Source organism: Vibrio kagoshimensis (assembly GCF_050337535.1).
Classification (GTDB): domain Bacteria; phylum Pseudomonadota; class Gammaproteobacteria; order Enterobacterales; family Vibrionaceae; genus Vibrio; species Vibrio gallaecicus.
On the sequence record NZ_JAKJSZ010000005.1, the window covers coordinates 218,898 to 235,187 of the forward strand.

At 40.5% G+C, this 16,290-nt stretch carries 11 protein-coding genes; 6 read left to right on the forward strand and 5 right to left on the reverse strand.

The window, feature by feature from the left end; genetic code table 11:
• Positions 1 to 91 precede the first annotated feature (91 nt).
• Both pflB and L4C37_RS05885 read right to left on the reverse strand, forming a co-directional pair.
• On the reverse strand, positions 92 to 2,368 hold the full coding sequence (gene pflB, locus L4C37_RS05880) for a formate C-acetyltransferase (RefSeq protein ID WP_137372445.1): 2,277 nt from the start codon (positions 2,366 to 2,368) through the stop codon (positions 92 to 94).
• 338 nt (positions 2,369 to 2,706) lie between these two features.
• Positions 2,707 to 4,248, reverse strand: coding sequence for a DUF3360 family protein (locus L4C37_RS05885; RefSeq protein WP_137372446.1), 1,542 nt, complete (start codon positions 4,246 to 4,248; stop codon positions 2,707 to 2,709).
• Between the two features lie 436 nt (positions 4,249 to 4,684).
• On the opposite strand from L4C37_RS05885, the gene L4C37_RS05890 reads away from it, so the two are divergent.
• From L4C37_RS05890 to L4C37_RS05915, 6 genes are all read left to right on the forward strand, one after another.
• Entirely contained in the window at positions 4,685 to 6,172 is a 1,488-nt protein-coding gene (locus L4C37_RS05890) for a flagellar sheath protein A (RefSeq protein WP_429768101.1), read from the forward strand.
• A 245-nt stretch (positions 6,173 to 6,417) separates the two neighbouring features.
• Positions 6,418 to 7,188, forward strand: a complete 771-nt coding sequence (locus L4C37_RS05895; RefSeq protein ID WP_137372448.1) for an ABC transporter ATP-binding protein — start codon at positions 6,418 to 6,420, stop codon at positions 7,186 to 7,188.
• Between the two features lie 122 nt (positions 7,189 to 7,310).
• Positions 7,311 to 8,081 (forward strand): ABC transporter substrate-binding protein, encoded by a 771-nt coding sequence (locus L4C37_RS05900; RefSeq protein ID WP_137372449.1) that lies wholly within the window; start codon positions 7,311 to 7,313, stop codon positions 8,079 to 8,081.
• Between the two features lie 88 nt (positions 8,082 to 8,169).
• A complete protein-coding gene (locus tag L4C37_RS05905; RefSeq protein WP_137372450.1) occupies positions 8,170 to 8,910 on the forward strand; it encodes an ABC transporter permease in 741 nt (246 codons plus the stop codon).
• Between the two features lie 2 nt (positions 8,911 to 8,912).
• On the forward strand, positions 8,913 to 9,590 hold the full coding sequence (locus tag L4C37_RS05910; protein ID WP_137372451.1) for an ABC transporter permease: 678 nt from the start codon (positions 8,913 to 8,915) through the stop codon (positions 9,588 to 9,590).
• 171 nt (positions 9,591 to 9,761) lie between these two features.
• Entirely contained in the window at positions 9,762 to 12,482 is a 2,721-nt protein-coding gene (locus L4C37_RS05915) for an ImpA family metalloprotease (RefSeq protein ID WP_429768102.1), read from the forward strand.
• A 92-nt stretch (positions 12,483 to 12,574) separates the two neighbouring features.
• Here the strand turns inward: L4C37_RS05915 and xthA are convergent, their stop codons facing one another.
• The 3 genes from xthA to L4C37_RS05930 all read right to left on the reverse strand — a co-directional run bounded on the left by xthA (position 12,575) and on the right by L4C37_RS05930 (position 16,280).
• Positions 12,575 to 13,381 (reverse strand): exodeoxyribonuclease III, encoded by an 807-nt coding sequence (gene xthA / locus L4C37_RS05920; RefSeq protein ID WP_137372453.1) that lies wholly within the window; start codon positions 13,379 to 13,381, stop codon positions 12,575 to 12,577.
• Between the two features lie 126 nt (positions 13,382 to 13,507).
• On the reverse strand, positions 13,508 to 14,527 hold the full coding sequence (locus tag L4C37_RS05925) for a phage integrase (protein WP_429768103.1): 1,020 nt from the start codon (positions 14,525 to 14,527) through the stop codon (positions 13,508 to 13,510).
• A 4-nt stretch (positions 14,528 to 14,531) separates the two neighbouring features.
• Positions 14,532 to 16,280, reverse strand: coding sequence for a hypothetical protein (locus L4C37_RS05930; RefSeq protein ID WP_429768104.1), 1,749 nt, complete (start codon positions 16,278 to 16,280; stop codon positions 14,532 to 14,534).
• Positions 16,281 to 16,290 lie beyond the last annotated feature (10 nt).

A 16,290-nucleotide genomic window follows, 5' to 3' on the forward strand; every position in this document is an offset into this window, starting at 1 on the left:
ACAGACAAAGAGACTAATATTCTTCAAACATAAAAAAGCCCCGCACATTGGCAGGGCTAATATTAGTTTTACTGTCTAATTAGCGTAAAGCTTATAGAGACTCAGTAAATGTACGTGCGATTACGTCAGCTTGTTGCTCTGTAGTCAGAGAGTTAAAGCGAACAGCGTAACCAGAAACACGAATTGTTAGCTGAGGATATTTCTCTGGGTGCTTAACTGCGTCTTCTAGAGTACCGCGGTTAAGAACGTTCACGTTAAGGTGTTGACCACCTTCAATGCCAGCTTCATGGTGGAAGTAACCATCCATTAGACCTGCAAGGTTAGCACGTTGGCTATCTTCTTCTTTACCTAGTGCATTTGGCACGATAGAGAAAGTGTAAGAGATACCATCTTGTGCATCAGCAAACGGTAGTTTACCAACAGACGTTAGTGACGCTACAGCACCTTTCTCATCACGACCGTGCATTGGGTTAGCACCAGGAGCGAAAGGAGCACCAGCACGACGACCGTCTGGAGTGTTACCCGTTTTCTTACCGTATACAACGTTAGATGTAATAGTAAGAACTGACTGTGTAGGAATAGAATTACGGTAAGTCTTAAGCTTACGGATCTTATTCATGAACGTAGAAACAAGTTCACAAGCAATATCATCTACACGAGAGTCATTGTTACCGTATTTAGGGTAATCGCCTTCGATTTCGAAGTCAGTTGCAATGCCATCTTCGTCACGAACTGGTTTAACAGTTGCGTATTTGATTGCAGATAGTGAATCAGCAGCAACAGACAGACCTGCAATACCACAAGCCATAGTGCGGCGAACATCACGGTCATGAAGAGCCATTAGAGATGCTTCGTAGCTGTACTTATCGTGCATGAAGTGGATGCTGTTTAGCGCAGTTACGTACTGCTTAGCTAGCCAATCCATGAATGTGTCTAGGCGACCCATTACGTCATCGTAGTTAAGCACTTCATCTGTAATTGCGTCAGACTTAGGACCAACTTGCATTTTCAGTTTTTCATCAACGCCGCCGTTGATTGCGTAAAGCATTGTTTTCGCAAGGTTAGCACGAGCACCGAAGAACTGCATTTGCTTACCAACGATCATTGGCGATACACAACAAGCGATAGCGTAATCATCAGACTCAAGGTCAGGACGCATTAGGTCATCATTTTCGTACTGGATAGAAGAAGTATCAATAGATACCTTCGCACAGAAACGCTTGAAGCCGTCAGGTAATTGCTCAGACCAAAGAACAGTGATGTTCGGCTCTGGAGAAGGACCCATAGTGTATAGAGAGTTAAGGAAACGGAAGTTCGAACGCGTTACTAGCGTACGACCATCAATACCCATACCACCCATAGACTCTGTTGCCCAGATTGGGTCGCCAGAGAATAGCTCATCGTATTCAGGAGTACGTAGGAAACGAACCATACGCAGCTTCATTACGAAGTGGTCGATCATTTCTTGTGCTTGAACTTCAGTGATGATGCCAGCAGCAATATCACGCTCTAGGTAGATATCTAGGAAAGTCGAAGTACGACCAAGAGACATTGCAGCACCGTTTTGAGACTTAACAGCAGCTAGGTAACCGAAGTAAGTCCACTGGATAGCTTCTTGAGCATTTTGAGCTGGCTCAGAAATGTCGAAGCCGTAAGTTGCTGCCATTTGCTTGATTTGACCTAGAGCACGATGTTGCTCAGAGATCTCTTCACGAAGCTGCATAGTTGCAGAAAGGTCTTCACCGTTTTCGAAACGCTCTTGAAGAGAAGCAAACTGTGCTTGCTTGTCTTTCATTAGGAAATCAATACCGTAAAGTGCTACGCGACGGTAATCACCAATGATACGACCACGTCCGTAAGCATCAGGAAGACCTGTTAGAACACCAGATTTACGACATTTTAGGATGTCAGGTGTGTAGATATCGAAAACACCAGCATTGTGTGTTTTGCGGTATTCTGAGTAGATTTTTGAAACCATAGGGTCAAGAGTTTCACCGTATGCTTTACAAGAACCTTCAACCATACGCACACCACCGTTAGGGATGATTGCACGTTTTAGTGGTTTTTCAGTTTGTAGACCAACGATAGTCTCAAGATCTTTTTGGATGTAGCCTGCATCATGAGAAGTGATGGTAGAGATAACAGATGTATCGAAATCTACAGGTGCTTTAGTTGCGTTTTCCTGTTTGATACCTTCCATTACCGAAGCCCAAAGCGTATTAGTCGCTTCAGTACCCTCAGAAACTAGGAAAGACTCGTCGCCTTCATATGGCGTGTAGTTCTTTTGAATGAAATCACGAACGTTTACTTCGCTTTGCCACTCACCTGCAGCAAAATCTTCCCAAGCTTTAGCAAATTGCTCTGCCATGACATACCTACCTTTTTAGTAGAAAAAACAAGTACTTTAACACTGTTGAGCCAGTGCCCCGTATGGGTAGTACACTCTTATTAATAACAATATGTATTATCACATTTATTTCATATGATTATATATATTGTCATTATTACTTTAAATGGTGTCTCATTTCTATGTATTCAAGAATACGCTAAAATTTTTTTGCAAAACTTAAACTAAATCAATAAATGCTAACAAAAGTTGAAAATTAACTAAAAAAGTTGGGTGGTAGGCTATACCACCCAAACTATTTTTTAATCTGCATAGCAAATATTGCTTATATTACGTATCCGCCATGCATTTAGACCAAATTATAGCCAAGCCTTTAGACCATATTGACTTTCAAGCATACCAACTGCAAGCATAGCTACTAAACAGATAACGAGTACACCAACTGGGATAACAATCTTATCTACAAATGATAGGCGCTTCGCACGCTCTTTATCACCAATTAGACCGTTGTTATCAAGAAGCATCGTCAGTGCCCATGCTAATACTGGGTTAACAACTGCAGAACCGAAGATACAGATACCAGCAGCTTGAGAGTCTTTCGAGTCTTTAACCATTTGCATACCAGCTTCAAGAAGAGGTAGTGATACACCAACAAGTAGCGCAACACGCATCACTGGTGGCCATACTGCAACATCCATAGGGAAGCCAAGAATCGCAACAATGATACATAGAGAACCAAGTAAGATTGCGCCACCAGGGATTGGACGTTTCGCGATTGCCGCTGGGATCATGTAAGTACCCCAAGAAGAAGTGATGTTACCGCCACCGACTGCTGTACCAACCATTTGGCGAACAGAACACATAGTCATTGTGTCATCTACGTCCATCAGTACTTTTTCAGATCTTTTCGGGTAATTCAGCTCTTGGAAGATACGGTGGCCTAGGAAGTCAGGTGACCACATAGCAACAGCAAGAATTGCAAACGGTAGAGAAGCAATGAAGTGCTCTACGTTTGGTAGACCAAGCATCCAACCTTCAGAAGTAGAACCCCACCAGTAAACTGGGTTTAGGTTAGGAATACCCATTTCAGTTTCGAACACGATATCGAAACCAGCACCTAGTACAAGTGCAATAGCAAGGCCTGTGAACGCACAAACTGGGATAGCTAACCAACGCTTGTTTACTTTTGCTAAGAAAGCGTAGATAGCAATAGTGATCGCTAGAACAATTAAACCCACGTAACCCATGCTGCCAGCTTCAACCGTAGAAGATTGAAGACCAACCGCCCAAGCTTGAATTGAGTTAATTTGGCTCATGGTACCGGTGAGACCTAAGAAAATGAGCAAGCCACCTGCTGTGCCCTCGGAAGTGAGGTTTACAAGTTTAGAGCCGCCTTTTAGGAAACTTAGGATTAAACCGAAGACACCGATAAGGATTGCCAATGCAAGAGGGTGAGCACCAGCTAAAGCGATGGTACCGATAAGAGGGATCATTGGGCCGTGGTTACCGGCAAGGTTTGCTTTAGGGTTGAAGAAACCAGAGGCAAGAATACAGAAAAGTAGTGCAGGGATAAGCATTTCTACACGAGCTACTTCAATTGCAAACTCTTTACCAAGGTTCACGTGATCCCAAGCTTGAGTCAGGCCATCAGCCCAAGACATCATTACTGCTGAGTACATCGCGATAATGCCGATAGTACCAGCAAGTGCAGGAACCAAATCTTCAAGTTCAAAACGGAAATCACGACCTGGCAAGTTCAACCCGAAGCGGCGTGGCTTCATGATTTGCAGTTCGTGGTCTAGGTAATCTGAGCGGTTTTCAAACTCAGATGCAGGTCGGTGAAGCTCTTGATAGCTTTTCTCTTCTACTTCAGAGTTCTTATTGTTGACAACGTCTGACATAGATTCCTCATATTTTAATTGTTAGTAATTCTAAAATTGAATTCTATAAACCCGCATCCTGCGGTATTTCCTTTATGACTCAACCGCCAAATAGCTGTTGCACGTCATGCATGTGCTTAATATAGCTAAGTTGAAAGAAATGTTTGGTACTTTTTAGTACCTTAACTTTGCGTTGGAGTCTAACAAGCTTACCCTTTAGGGTGATTGATCTTGATCACTTTATGAGTGTATGTGAAAGAAAGCTACATAAATGCTCAATTAGTTATATGTGCGTTGAATAAAAGTGTAATTTGTTTTCATAACTTGACGTTTATACTCGAAAGACTAAGTTTTAAACGTATAAGACAATAAATAACTAATTATTGGCGTATTATTTGCTTACTTATTGATAGTGATTAAATTTTGGCGAGCTGTTGCCACCGACAGGGATATAAAAATGAATACAACAAAAATGTTGCCGCTTGTGGCAGTAATGACAGGGCTATTGGCAGGTTGTGGCGGGAGCAGCAGCGGAGGCGGGGGCGGTGCGCCAGCAGCACCAACTTACACTTGGCAATTCATTCATTTATATAGTGATGTAAAAACTTCTGTTGGAGCGAGTTGTAGCATATTTTCTGATGACCAATCTATTGATGGGAATGTTATCGCCGCAAAAATTGCTGATGAAGGCTTCAATATCTTATATCACAATGCAGATGGTTCTGTTATTACAGCTGAAACAATTACAGATATTCCTGCAAACGGCAAAGTGGTAGTTGATAGTGGCTTAATTCCAGATGGTGGGTATGTCTCTCTTGAAGAAGTCGTTGGCGGGCTTGGCAATCGAAATGATGTATATATGTTTACGGTTCAAAAGGACCTAATGACTGATTTAGTTCTAAACGTTAGGCAGCAAGCGAATCGTTCAAATAATTGTTATCAGGGCGAGCAATTTAATTTAACGTTGAATGATAATGCAGTAGTTGCAGTGGCACAAAGCAGTGTTGATACTAGTTATTACCAATCGAGCTATATTGATTCTCGAGTGAATGGTCATGAAATTTCGGCAAATATCCCTGTAAAAGCACCATTAGTGGGTACTAAAAGCGTTTTGGTCACTGCATTTGATGCATTGGCAAGTAACCCTCAAGAATATAAAGAGTTAAAGCATTTTACTTTCGTTCCTGCAAACTCTATTTATGACTCAAGCAATCCACCATCAAGCCTGCCATCTGTATCTATGGAGATGGTAGACGTAGATGGTTTGAATATTATTCCAAATGGTTTCTCTATTAATAATACGAGTAATGTTGAATTAGCTTATGAGAATGAAGTGTATCAATGGCAACCTGTGTACGATAGTACGACGACTTTGTCGTACACAAGTAGTAACTTATCGGCTAATAGCTGGGGAGTGAAAGCTAATGGTACATCAACAAACGGGATGTGGGATGTTAATACGTTGAACCCATTCTCTGGAGTCGACCTGAATTTATCAATCCCATCTGTCGGGGACTTTACTTCTACTGCGGTAGATAGCAGTTGTAATGCTAACTTTTGTGTAACTTCAGCAGGCTTTACTCCGAATGACTTTGATTTACAAAGAACTCACGTAAGAGGTGTAACTAGTCTAAATTATGATTTCTACCAAACGATCTTTGCTTCTGCAAATACTAGCCAAGGTCTGATGGAAAGTTCGGTGGTGACATTCCAACAAGTTCCAACGGATCGAATTGAAATTGGTGTCGCTAAATTGGATTTAGAAAACGCAAATTCAGTAGCTTGGTTCATGGAAAAGAACATGAACCTGCAAAGCATCGTTGATATCGATTTAGCTAATTATACGGATGTTAATGGTTCAATCTCTTTGCCGACTCCTGTAAAAAATCGAAATATAGCAATGTTAGATGAATCAGTTGTTGCCTTGGAAAATAGCGTCAATTAACGTGTGTTGATGTAACATTTTTGAAACTAATTAAAGCCCCTTGATTGGGGCTTTTTTATAAATAATATTCACCAAAATGAGAAGAAAACGCTATCTATTGCATAATCAATCAGAGTGAATTGCTATTTATTCTTAATTCTCAAGGTTAATAATTTGTTGCATGTTGTTTCGCGTGGTGCTAGTTTGTATCGCATGAAAAGGTCGGAGTACCTTGCAGTTATCATAGAACTTGGGAGAAAAAGCGCATGAAAGATGTACCAGCGCTGGATATAAAAGATCTGCATAAGACGTTTGGTCAAAATGAAGTGTTAAAAGGGATTTCACTTTCTGCGCATAAAGGAGACGTGGTATCTATCATCGGTTCTTCCGGTTCAGGCAAAAGTACCTTCCTAAGATGTATCAACCTTTTAGAAACTCCAACTGCAGGCGAAATTTGGGTTAATGGTGAATTAATTCAAATGAAAAACAATCGCCAAGGGGTTTCTGTTCCTTCCAATGAAAAACAAGTTCAGCGTATCCGCTCTCGTCTTGCCATGGTATTCCAAGGTTTTAACCTATGGTCTCACTTAACGGTGCTTGAAAATGTCATTGAAGCGCCTGTTCATGTACTTGGTGTACCTAAAGCTCAAGCAATTGAAAATGCAGAGTTGTTACTAAAAAAAGTCGGCTTGTACGAACGTAAAGATTATTACCCAGGTCACTTGTCTGGCGGGCAACAGCAACGTGCAGCAATTGCACGAGCACTCGCTGTAGATCCTGAAGTTATGCTATTTGATGAACCTACGTCTGCACTTGATCCCGAATTAGTCGGTGAAGTTCTTGGCGTAATGCGAGACTTGGCTGAAGAAGGCAGAACTATGTTAGTTGTGACACACGAAATGGCTTTTGCCCGTGACGTATCTAACCACGTGATGTTTTTACACCAAGGATTAGTGGAAGAACAGGGTGATCCAGCTAAACTATTTACGCAGCCTGAGTCTGAACGCTTACAACAATTTATATCATCTATTTACTAAGGATTCGTTCTCCTCTGTAAATCGACATCAAATTAAAACAGCAATACTTAAATGATTAAGTATTGTGCTAACAATAAAACACAACATAAGAAATACAATCTCAATCACAGGAGTATAGGGATATGAAAAAGTGGTTATTAGTAGCAGCACTTGCTGCAACAGCTGCAACGGGCGTAGCGCAAGCTAAGGAATGGAAAACAGTTCGTTTTGGTATTGAAGGTGCTTACCCTCCATTTAGCTGGACAGAAGCCGATGGCTCTCTAAAGGGTTTTGATGTCGATATGGCAAACGCACTTTGTACTGAAATGCAAGTGAAGTGTAAGATCGTTGCTCAAGATTGGGATGGTATTATTCCATCACTGCTTGCTCGTAAATACGATGCAATTATCGCAGCAATGTCTATTACTGAAGAACGTAAAAAGAAAATCGACTTCACAGGTAAGTACGCTCTTATCCCAAACAAATTTATCGCTAAAAAAGGCGCAGGCATTAATTTTGATGATCTAAGTGGTCAAAAAATTGCGGTTCAGCGTGCAACAACTCACGATAAGTATCTAACAGATAACTACGGCGACAAAGTAAGCATTGTTCGTTACGGTTCTTTTGATGAAGCATATTTAGACCTTGCTAATGGTCGTGTAGTTGCCGTTTTAGGTGATGCCTCTGCACTTGAAGAAGGTGTTCTGAATAAAGCTGGTGGTGAAGCATACGAATTCGTAGGTCCATCACTTACTGATCCTAAATGGTTCGGTGATGGCTTTGGTATTGCACTGCGTAAACAAGATAAAGATCTAACTAAAAAACTTGATGCAGCAATCCTTTCATTACGTGAAAAAGGTGTTTACCAAGACATCGCGGCTAAATACTTCAACTACGATGTATACGGTCAATAATACATAGAGTGTTAAGTATGTAGGGAGAGGGTAAGCCTCTCCCTATTTATATCTCTACCAACTTTTTCGCTGTTTGTTGGAATTTATTATGTTTGATTTACAAGGTTACGAAGCCTCTATTTTAAGTGGGGCTCTGCTTACCATTGAAGTTGCCCTTCTTTCGCTGATCTTAGCCATGGTTCTTGGGATGCTAGGAGCATTAGCAAAGCTAGCGCCTTACCGCTGGGCTCGAGCAATCGCAACACTCTACACAACTGTTATTCGCGGTATTCCTGACCTAGTGTTGATGATGCTGATCTTCTTTGGTGGACAAATCCTTTTAAATAACAGTTTGTACTCCATCAATGAGTGGTTAAATGAATGGTTTACTTCGAGTGATCCAAACCATGAGTGGACGTCTTATCTCCCAGATTATATTGATGTAAGTCCATTTGTTGCTGGCGTATTAACCATTGGTTTTATTTTTGGCGCTTATATGGCTGAAACCTTCCGTGGTGCAATCATGGCGGTTGATCATGGAGAAATGGAAGCTGCAAAAGCTTACGGTATGAGCCCTGTATTGGCATTTCGCCGAATCTTACTACCACAAATGATACGACATGCATTACCTGGTTTTGGTAACAATTGGTTGGTATTGCTAAAAACAACAGCGTTAGTGTCTATCATCGGGTTAGAAGATATGGTCCGAGTCAGTGCGTTAGCTGCGGGTTCAACGAAAATGCCATTTACTTTTTATATGACCGTTGCTTTGATCTTCTTATTCTTTACTAGTGTATCGACAGGCGCATTAAAGCTTGTTGAACGCAAATTTAGTATCCACGCGAGGTAACTATGGATTTCTCATTGATAGTTGAAAGCCTACCTATTTACCTTGACGGTTTGTGGACGACAACTTGGCTTGTATGCTTAGCTTTGGTTCTTGGTTTAGCGATTGCAATTCCATTAGCTATCGCACGTAATAGCCCTAACATGCTGATTAATGCACCGTCATGGTCATTTATCTACTTTTTTCGTGGTACGCCATTACTCGTGCAGCTCTACCTAATTTATTATGGTATGGATCAGTTTTTCCCAGTAAAAGATACGCTTTGGGAGCATGCTTGGTTTTGCGCACTTGTCGCGTTTGTTTTAAATACCTCTGCTTATACAGCCGAGATAATACGCGGTGCTATTAATGGCTTACCTAAAGGTGAAGTAGAAGCAGCAAAAGCGTATGGAATGAGCACAGCAAAAACTTACCGACGAATTATTTTGCCAAGTGCATTACGCAGAGCTTTACCAGCTTACAGTAACGAAGTTATTTTCATGCTGCATGGTTCCGCTGTTGCAGGCATTGTAACAATTATGGACTTAACCGGTGCAGCAAGACTGGTTAACTCACGGTACTATGCGCCTTTTGAATCGTTTTTGACGGCTGGTTTGTTCTACATGGGGCTGACGTTTATCATCATTGCGATTTTTAAATATGCAGAGAAACGTTTCCTTGCTTATTTAAGACCTCTTAGTTAATAAAAAACAGCGCCTCTGGGCGCTGTTTTTGGTTTTATAAACTTCTTTTTTTAAGAGCCACATTTGAAATTGTTAATTTAATTCAGAAATATAAATTCGGTGCACTATATAGATTGACCAAATTGAAACTGTGGCTACACTCGGCGTAATTTTTTAATGTGTGAAAAAGTAATGAATAAATACGGTCTGATTTGCATTTTAGCATTGGTAATTTCTGGTTGTGGCGGAAGTGACGGGGGCGGGAGTTCGGTTTCGAAGACTCCAGTGGAACAAGCTCTTGATACAGGTGATGCGTCGCTCGTTGAGGAACCAAATGAGATAATTGAAGCGAGTGTGAGTTTAGTAGAAGAATATAAATCGGACTACACTGAAATCAAGCGTCAGCTATCAGTAGCTAGCGATGGTACTGTTCTATCAAATTTGCATTGGGATCCCACCCACGATACTGCAATCATCACTCCAACATATGGTTTCAATGACGCAATACTGAAAACGAACAAAGCAATGATTAGTGGTTACGAAGATCAAGAGCTAGTGATCGGTGTTGCAGGTTTTCAAAGTAATGGCTCCCGTTACGCAGCTCTGGCGAGCAATCCTTTTCGTACCCAGCAGCGTTTTCCTGAATCCGTTAACTCTGAAATGGAAACTTGGCTTCTCAACTTAGTTTCTTGGGTTTCCGGCTCGAATGATAAGCCACAGAATATTGTGCTTGCTCAGATGGATCAATCTCATTACTTTCCTGATGATGGAGCAACCCGCAAATGGTTAACTGAAAACAACCTTGGGCTGACTTCTATTAATGCTGATGATCAATGTGACGGGCGAAAACTATCTCAGTGTATTGCGGATAAACCTGATTTATTGATTATCTCTCAAAAACTAAATTCAGGAGATGATATTGATAGTGTGCTTGATGGTGTGCGTTTAGCTTTTGAACAAAAAATTCCTGTTTTATATCTTCACTTAGATGGTGGAATGACGGAGTTAGGTAATGAACTATTTTCACTGATGAATATTACCTATGTGGGTGATAATTACTGGAGGAAGCTGGGCTTAACTAACTGGGATTCGACTCAATTAATCGATCAGGTTCCTGAGTCGATAGCATTGCAGCAGGAATTGTTGAAGAAGTTTCATGATGAAAGCTTCACAGTTAATCTTCAAGAGTGTGATGACAAATCATGTTCTGATGCATCATTGATGGCTGATCAGTTTTATCCAGCGGCACAAAGCATACAGCAGCATTTAACAGCGTTAGATAAAAATAAGGTTGATCTGTTTGCAACGAGTGATTACCAATATGAAAAACTTTTAATCTTATTGGCTGACAAATACCGCCAAGATGTTTCTTTCCCAATGGATAAAGAATCAACTCGTACTATTGATTTTCTGAAGTCTTATTATTCAGATTACACTCTGTACCATAGCCGAGAGTTAAATGCTGCCCAGCCTGATTTAGGTAACTTCAGCACGAAGTCGTTCAAGGATATCGAAAGGTTAAATAAAACGGTACAAATGGAATCTAAACGTAATTTCCGTTCTGCCGGTGTGTACGTTATCCCAGGGCAAACTTTTAAAGTGACTAGGGTTGATCAAAACACAGTAGCGACTTCTATTGTTATTAATAGCTTGCGAAGTGGTGCGACACATGAGTTTTCTACAGATGGTTATGCCAGACCTAAATTTTTGACTTCAACAAGCTATCGAGTAGAACCTGGAGAAACGATTTCACTAACATCTGCGTATGGCGGGACGGTGCAAGTTCACTTTGATACGAATGACATTGATGTTGAATTAAGGTTTGAAAATATCGCTCAGCATCCAATTTGGCGCAGTGATAACGACAATGAAAGTTTTGTTGCTCAACTTGCTGAAGCTAAATTTGATTGGGCTGAACTGATCACTCCTGGCTTTGAAGTTCACTCTAAGTTAGAAAAAATGCAAGAATCTGTGAGCCCAGCTAATTGGGCTAAACCTGAAGATATGGCAGCCGCAACGGAAAAGTATGTTCATGACTTACCGCATGCTTTAGCTGGTTTTGAAGGACCCGGAATTACAAATATCCAAGAAATCCATCAGTACGGGAAAGATCAAGGCTGGGAAATTCAAACAATTGATATCGTAAAACATATGAATGCCGATCAAGCGACCTGCGGCTATGGTTGTTCAGGAAACCCATACGATGCTTATTGGAATTTCAATCCTTTAGGTCATGGTGACTTGCATGAGTTAGGGCATGGTCTAGAAAAAAGCAGATTTAGATTTTCTGGGTGGGACGGTCATTCAACGACTAACTACTATTCCTACTACAGTAAGTCTCGATACTATGCGGATGAAGGTGCGGTATCAGCATGTCAGGGTTTAGATTTCAAAGGACAATTTGAGTTATTACAACAAAGCCGCCTAGAAGCTGATCCTAATGCTTTCATGGCAGCTCAAAACCAAACAAGTTGGAGTTGGGGAGCCAGAGTTTATATTCAAATGATGATGTCTACTCAGAATCAAAATGTATTAAACAATGGTTGGCACTTACTGGGTCGTTTACATTTAATCGAGCGTGAGTTCAATCGATTGAAATCGAGTGATGAGCTTTGGAATACTCGCAAAGGAACAATAGGTTTCGCGAGCTACACCCGTGAAGAGGCGAATGACTTGAATAATGACGATTGGCAACTTGTCGCATTAAGTTATGTTTCTGAGCATGATATGCGTAATTATTTGGATATGTGGGGTTTTAGCTTTAGTGATAAGGCAAAAGAGCAAGTGGCGGGTTTAAATTTGAATGAAATGCCGCTTAACTACTTCGCATCTTCTAACCAAGGTTATTGCCTTGATGAGTTTGCGGTAAAACCTGTCAGTATAAATGGTACGAATAGCTGGCCATTAAACTGAGTTTTAAAAAACGAAATAAAAAGGGAAGCAGATGTGCTTCCCTTTTTTGATTATATGCCGGATTTTACTTTCTGGTATCTATAGAGGCTTTATTATTTGAATGTGGACCAAATTGGAGCGTGGTCAGAAGGTTTTTCAATTCCTCTTAATTCATAATCAATGCCTGCTTCAATACATTTAGCTGCGAGCTTTGGAGTCGCAAGAACCACATCAATTCGTAAACCGCGGTTATCAGGGAAGCCTTTAGAGCGGTAATCAAACCAAGAGTATTGGTCGTTTACGCTTGGGTACAATTTTCTGAAAGTGTCTTCAAATCCCCAATCCATGAGCGTTTTCAACCATTCACGTTCTTCTGGCTGGAATGAACATTTCCCTGTTTTTAGCCAACGTTTCGCGTTTGGTTCACCAATACCAATATCCGCATCTATAGGACTAATGTTGATATCGCCCATTACGATGACTTGTTCTTCCTTAGTGTGATGCTCTGTTAGATAGGTCATTAAGTCGGTGTAGAACTGGCGTTTATACGGGTACTTGGTTTCGTGTTTAACATTGTCCCCTTGCGGGAAGTACCCATTTAATACCGTTACTTTCTCACCATTTTCGTCTTCAAATGTCGCCATTATCATGCGCTTTTGGTGTTCATCATTATCTGTTGGAAAGCCCTTTTGAACGGAAATAGGTTCTTGCTTACATAGCATGGCTACGCCGTAATGCGCCTTTTGACCATGAAAGTAAACTTTGTAGCCCATTGCTTCTACGTCTTCGATAGGAAAAGCTTCGTCATGAACTTTGATTTCTTGAAGGCCAATTACGTCGGGCTGATGTTTGTCGATGACTGCTTGAAGTTGATGAAGGCGAGCTCGTAGACCGTTGATATTAAAGCTGATAACTTTCATTTGTTTTTATACCTCTTGTAAACCCTTGCTATTGCTTGTTTATAAAGGGTTTGTAGATTTGGTGAATGTCATAGTTAATCGTATTTAACCATGCTTAATAAGCTTTGTCGCCATTTTGCCGCCATGTTAAATGTTGTATTGAGTGATAGGATTAAAGGCAATCGCATCACTTAAATGGTTCGGCGAAAAGTGAGAATAAACCATAGTTTGTTCAATCTTCTGGTGACCTAGAATATGTTGAAGTACCAAGATATTGCCACCATTCATCATAAAATGCGAAGCGAACGTGTGGCGTAGTACGTGGGTTGCTTGACCTTTCGGTAAGTCGGGTAGGGCTTTAGTTAGCCACTTATGTGCAACGCCATAACCGCAGCTAAACAATTTATCATTGGTTGGCTTATAGAGTTCCGCGTAAAGCTCTTTTGATATTGGAACGGTGCGGTTTCGCTTACCTTTAGTGTTTGTAAAGGTGATTTTGTGCTGAAAGAGTTGGCTACCTTTTAGCTCTACAACTTCATTAATACGAGCCCCAGTAGCTAGGCAGGTTTTGAAAATGGTAGTTAGCTCTTTGCATACTTGGCTGCGAGTAATCTCTTTAAATAAGTGCCTGATTTGTATTTCATTTAAAAAAGTAAGTTCAGGCTCGGATTGTTTTATCGATTCCACACCATTAACAGGGTTTGGCAAACTCCATTCTTTTAGCTTTATCAACTTATTGAAAATCGATTTTAACCACGCAATATCGCCATTGTTTGAGCTAACAGCAAGCTGACCTTCTCGCCCTTGCCCTTGATTGGTTCGGCTTGCTCTATAGTGCGCTAAATCGCTGGATGTAAGATGAGAGGCAATAGGGTTGTTCAGTGCGTTGCTAATGTGCAGCATGCGGTTTTTGGCGTGTTCGCCAGACTTCAGGTTTTGACCGTGAAGATTAAACCATAATTCAATAAGGTCAGAAAGGCGACGGTGATCAGCTTTGTCACCTAGCCATGGTTTGTCATCCACTTCTTTCATTAAGTAAAATTCATAGCTGTTCGCCTCGCCTTTGGTGGCGAAGCGTTTACGAACGCGCTTACCATCACGACCTTGCGGGTAACACTCGCAAAGCCATGGTTTCTTGCTGCTATCTTTAAGATTACGAATGGACACAATATTAACTATCGATATTGTGAGCTAGCATTTCTTCTAACTCGATGATACCAGATTGCATGATACTTGTTATTTTGCCATCGTTTATCTTTTTATCTATGAATTTGGCCATTCTGTATGCTGTAGTTGTTTGTCCTGAGTTATATAGGGCGTAAGCATGGTTTGAAAAAATATGACAATAATGATTGAAAGCGTGCCTTTTTTGTTTGTATAGAAGTGATTTGCTTACAGCTCTACACAGTTCGATACACTTGTCCCACTCCTTCATTGTCAGAAGCATATGAGAAGCGTTGGCTGCGCGGTTTATGTAACTAATTGTTTTATCACTATCATTGATAAAACCGAATATATCTACTTTATCAAGACCTAAATGGTGTCCTTTCGCTCTGAACTTTAAGTTATTGAAATTTTCAACAGTTGCTTCACTGATTTCAGTCTGTGCTAATGCAATTTCAAGGTGCTGGTCAATAAAACTAATACTATTCTCTAAATTGGCTCCTAGTATTAATGAGGATTCGAAGTGAAAAAAAGTGAGCTCATAGACATTAAAAATCAAATCTTTTGAGTCGGTAACACTTTTTAAAGCTTGATCTGCAATTTGGTATGCTGCGCTGTATTGCTGTAAATCAAAATAGGATTTCACGATAACTAGCAGTGCCACACTCTTGTTAAAATATGTCAGAGGCTTATCTACAAAAAAACTGTGTTGGTGTGAGTCGTAGAATGAAATGACCTTTTTGTATTCTTTGTTGTTTCTATGGACAAGAAGCTGAAATATTGATATTTGCTTTTTTTCTGTATCTGTAAGATTTAAATTTTGGATCTCTTTAATAGCTCGAAGAGTTTCGAGTGACGAGCATTGAGAGAATGTATCTTGAGCTAGTGTATATAGCTTGTTGAAATCATTGTTTAAGTTTTTAGGGGCTATATCGAGGTGCTTAGCAATGCTGTTATTCTCGCTGATTGTTGTCTTTTGTGCTTGAAGTGCTAAATCTTTCTCTTTCTTCTGGATGTTACTTGTGGTCTCTATCGCTATTTTTTCATTGTTCTTTAGGGTCTCAATCGATTCACTTACAGAGTCGAGTTCTCGGTGTAAGTTTTTCACAAAAATCTTTATTTCTTTCGCACCTTCTTCTTGAACCCATTTGTGGGTAATTTCAGTTGCAGCTTTTTTTGCATTTCGGATAGCTTCGTTAACCGCCATTCGATTTTCTCTTCTAGCTTCTTCCAATCTATCGTTCAGTGTGCCTTCTGCCGCTCGAATTCGACCTACATGAAATAACGCAAGTGCACCAAGGGTTACAGTAATTAAGACGCCTAAAATTGACGCAGAGGTAGCCCATTGGCCCACACTATCATCCGTAGAGCGAAGACGTTCATAGAACGAAGTGGTTAGAATTTCTAGTTGTTTTGATGTGCTGTAGTTATTCGAACGGCTCTCTAATCTGTCAATTCTGTTGTTGAGTTGAATGATTAAATCTTGGAGGTGCTTATCAGATGTTGAGTTCGTATTGGTGAGATCTTGAACTTTTTGCTGTAGCGAGGTGTTTTCAGCTTTAAGAATCACTTTTTCTTCGTTGCTAGCCTGCAAAAGTACTAACAGTTCTTTTGCATCAATCTTTGCAATTTCATGAGCTGTAGCATTGGCAGTTGTTTTCATCGATGTGCCAGTTTCTTTTGTGCTTGCAGTGAAGGGGAGCAAGAGGCAGTAAATCATCGATAGTGAGAAAAATGTCCGTAGAAGTTTTTTCATATTCAATTAC

Coding starts and splice junctions, on each gene's coding strand:
- L4C37_RS05885 (WP_137372446.1), bottom strand. CDS start 4,248: ATGTCAGACGTTGTCAACAATAAGAACTCTGAAGTAGAAGAGAAAAGC.
- L4C37_RS05930 (WP_429768104.1), bottom strand. CDS start 16,280: ATGAAAAAACTTCTACGGACATTTTTCTCACTATCGATGATTTACTGC.
- L4C37_RS05900 (WP_137372449.1), top strand. CDS start 7,311: ATGAAAAAGTGGTTATTAGTAGCAGCACTTGCTGCAACAGCTGCAACG.
- L4C37_RS05905 (WP_137372450.1), top strand. CDS start 8,170: ATGTTTGATTTACAAGGTTACGAAGCCTCTATTTTAAGTGGGGCTCTG.
- L4C37_RS05895 (WP_137372448.1), top strand. CDS start 6,418: ATGAAAGATGTACCAGCGCTGGATATAAAAGATCTGCATAAGACGTTT.
- L4C37_RS05910 (WP_137372451.1), top strand. CDS start 8,913: ATGGATTTCTCATTGATAGTTGAAAGCCTACCTATTTACCTTGACGGT.
- pflB (WP_137372445.1), bottom strand. CDS start 2,368: ATGGCAGAGCAATTTGCTAAAGCTTGGGAAGATTTTGCTGCAGGTGAG.
- xthA (WP_137372453.1), bottom strand. CDS start 13,381: ATGAAAGTTATCAGCTTTAATATCAACGGTCTACGAGCTCGCCTTCAT.
- L4C37_RS05915 (WP_429768102.1), top strand. CDS start 9,762: ATGAATAAATACGGTCTGATTTGCATTTTAGCATTGGTAATTTCTGGT.
- L4C37_RS05890 (WP_429768101.1), top strand. CDS start 4,685: ATGAATACAACAAAAATGTTGCCGCTTGTGGCAGTAATGACAGGGCTA.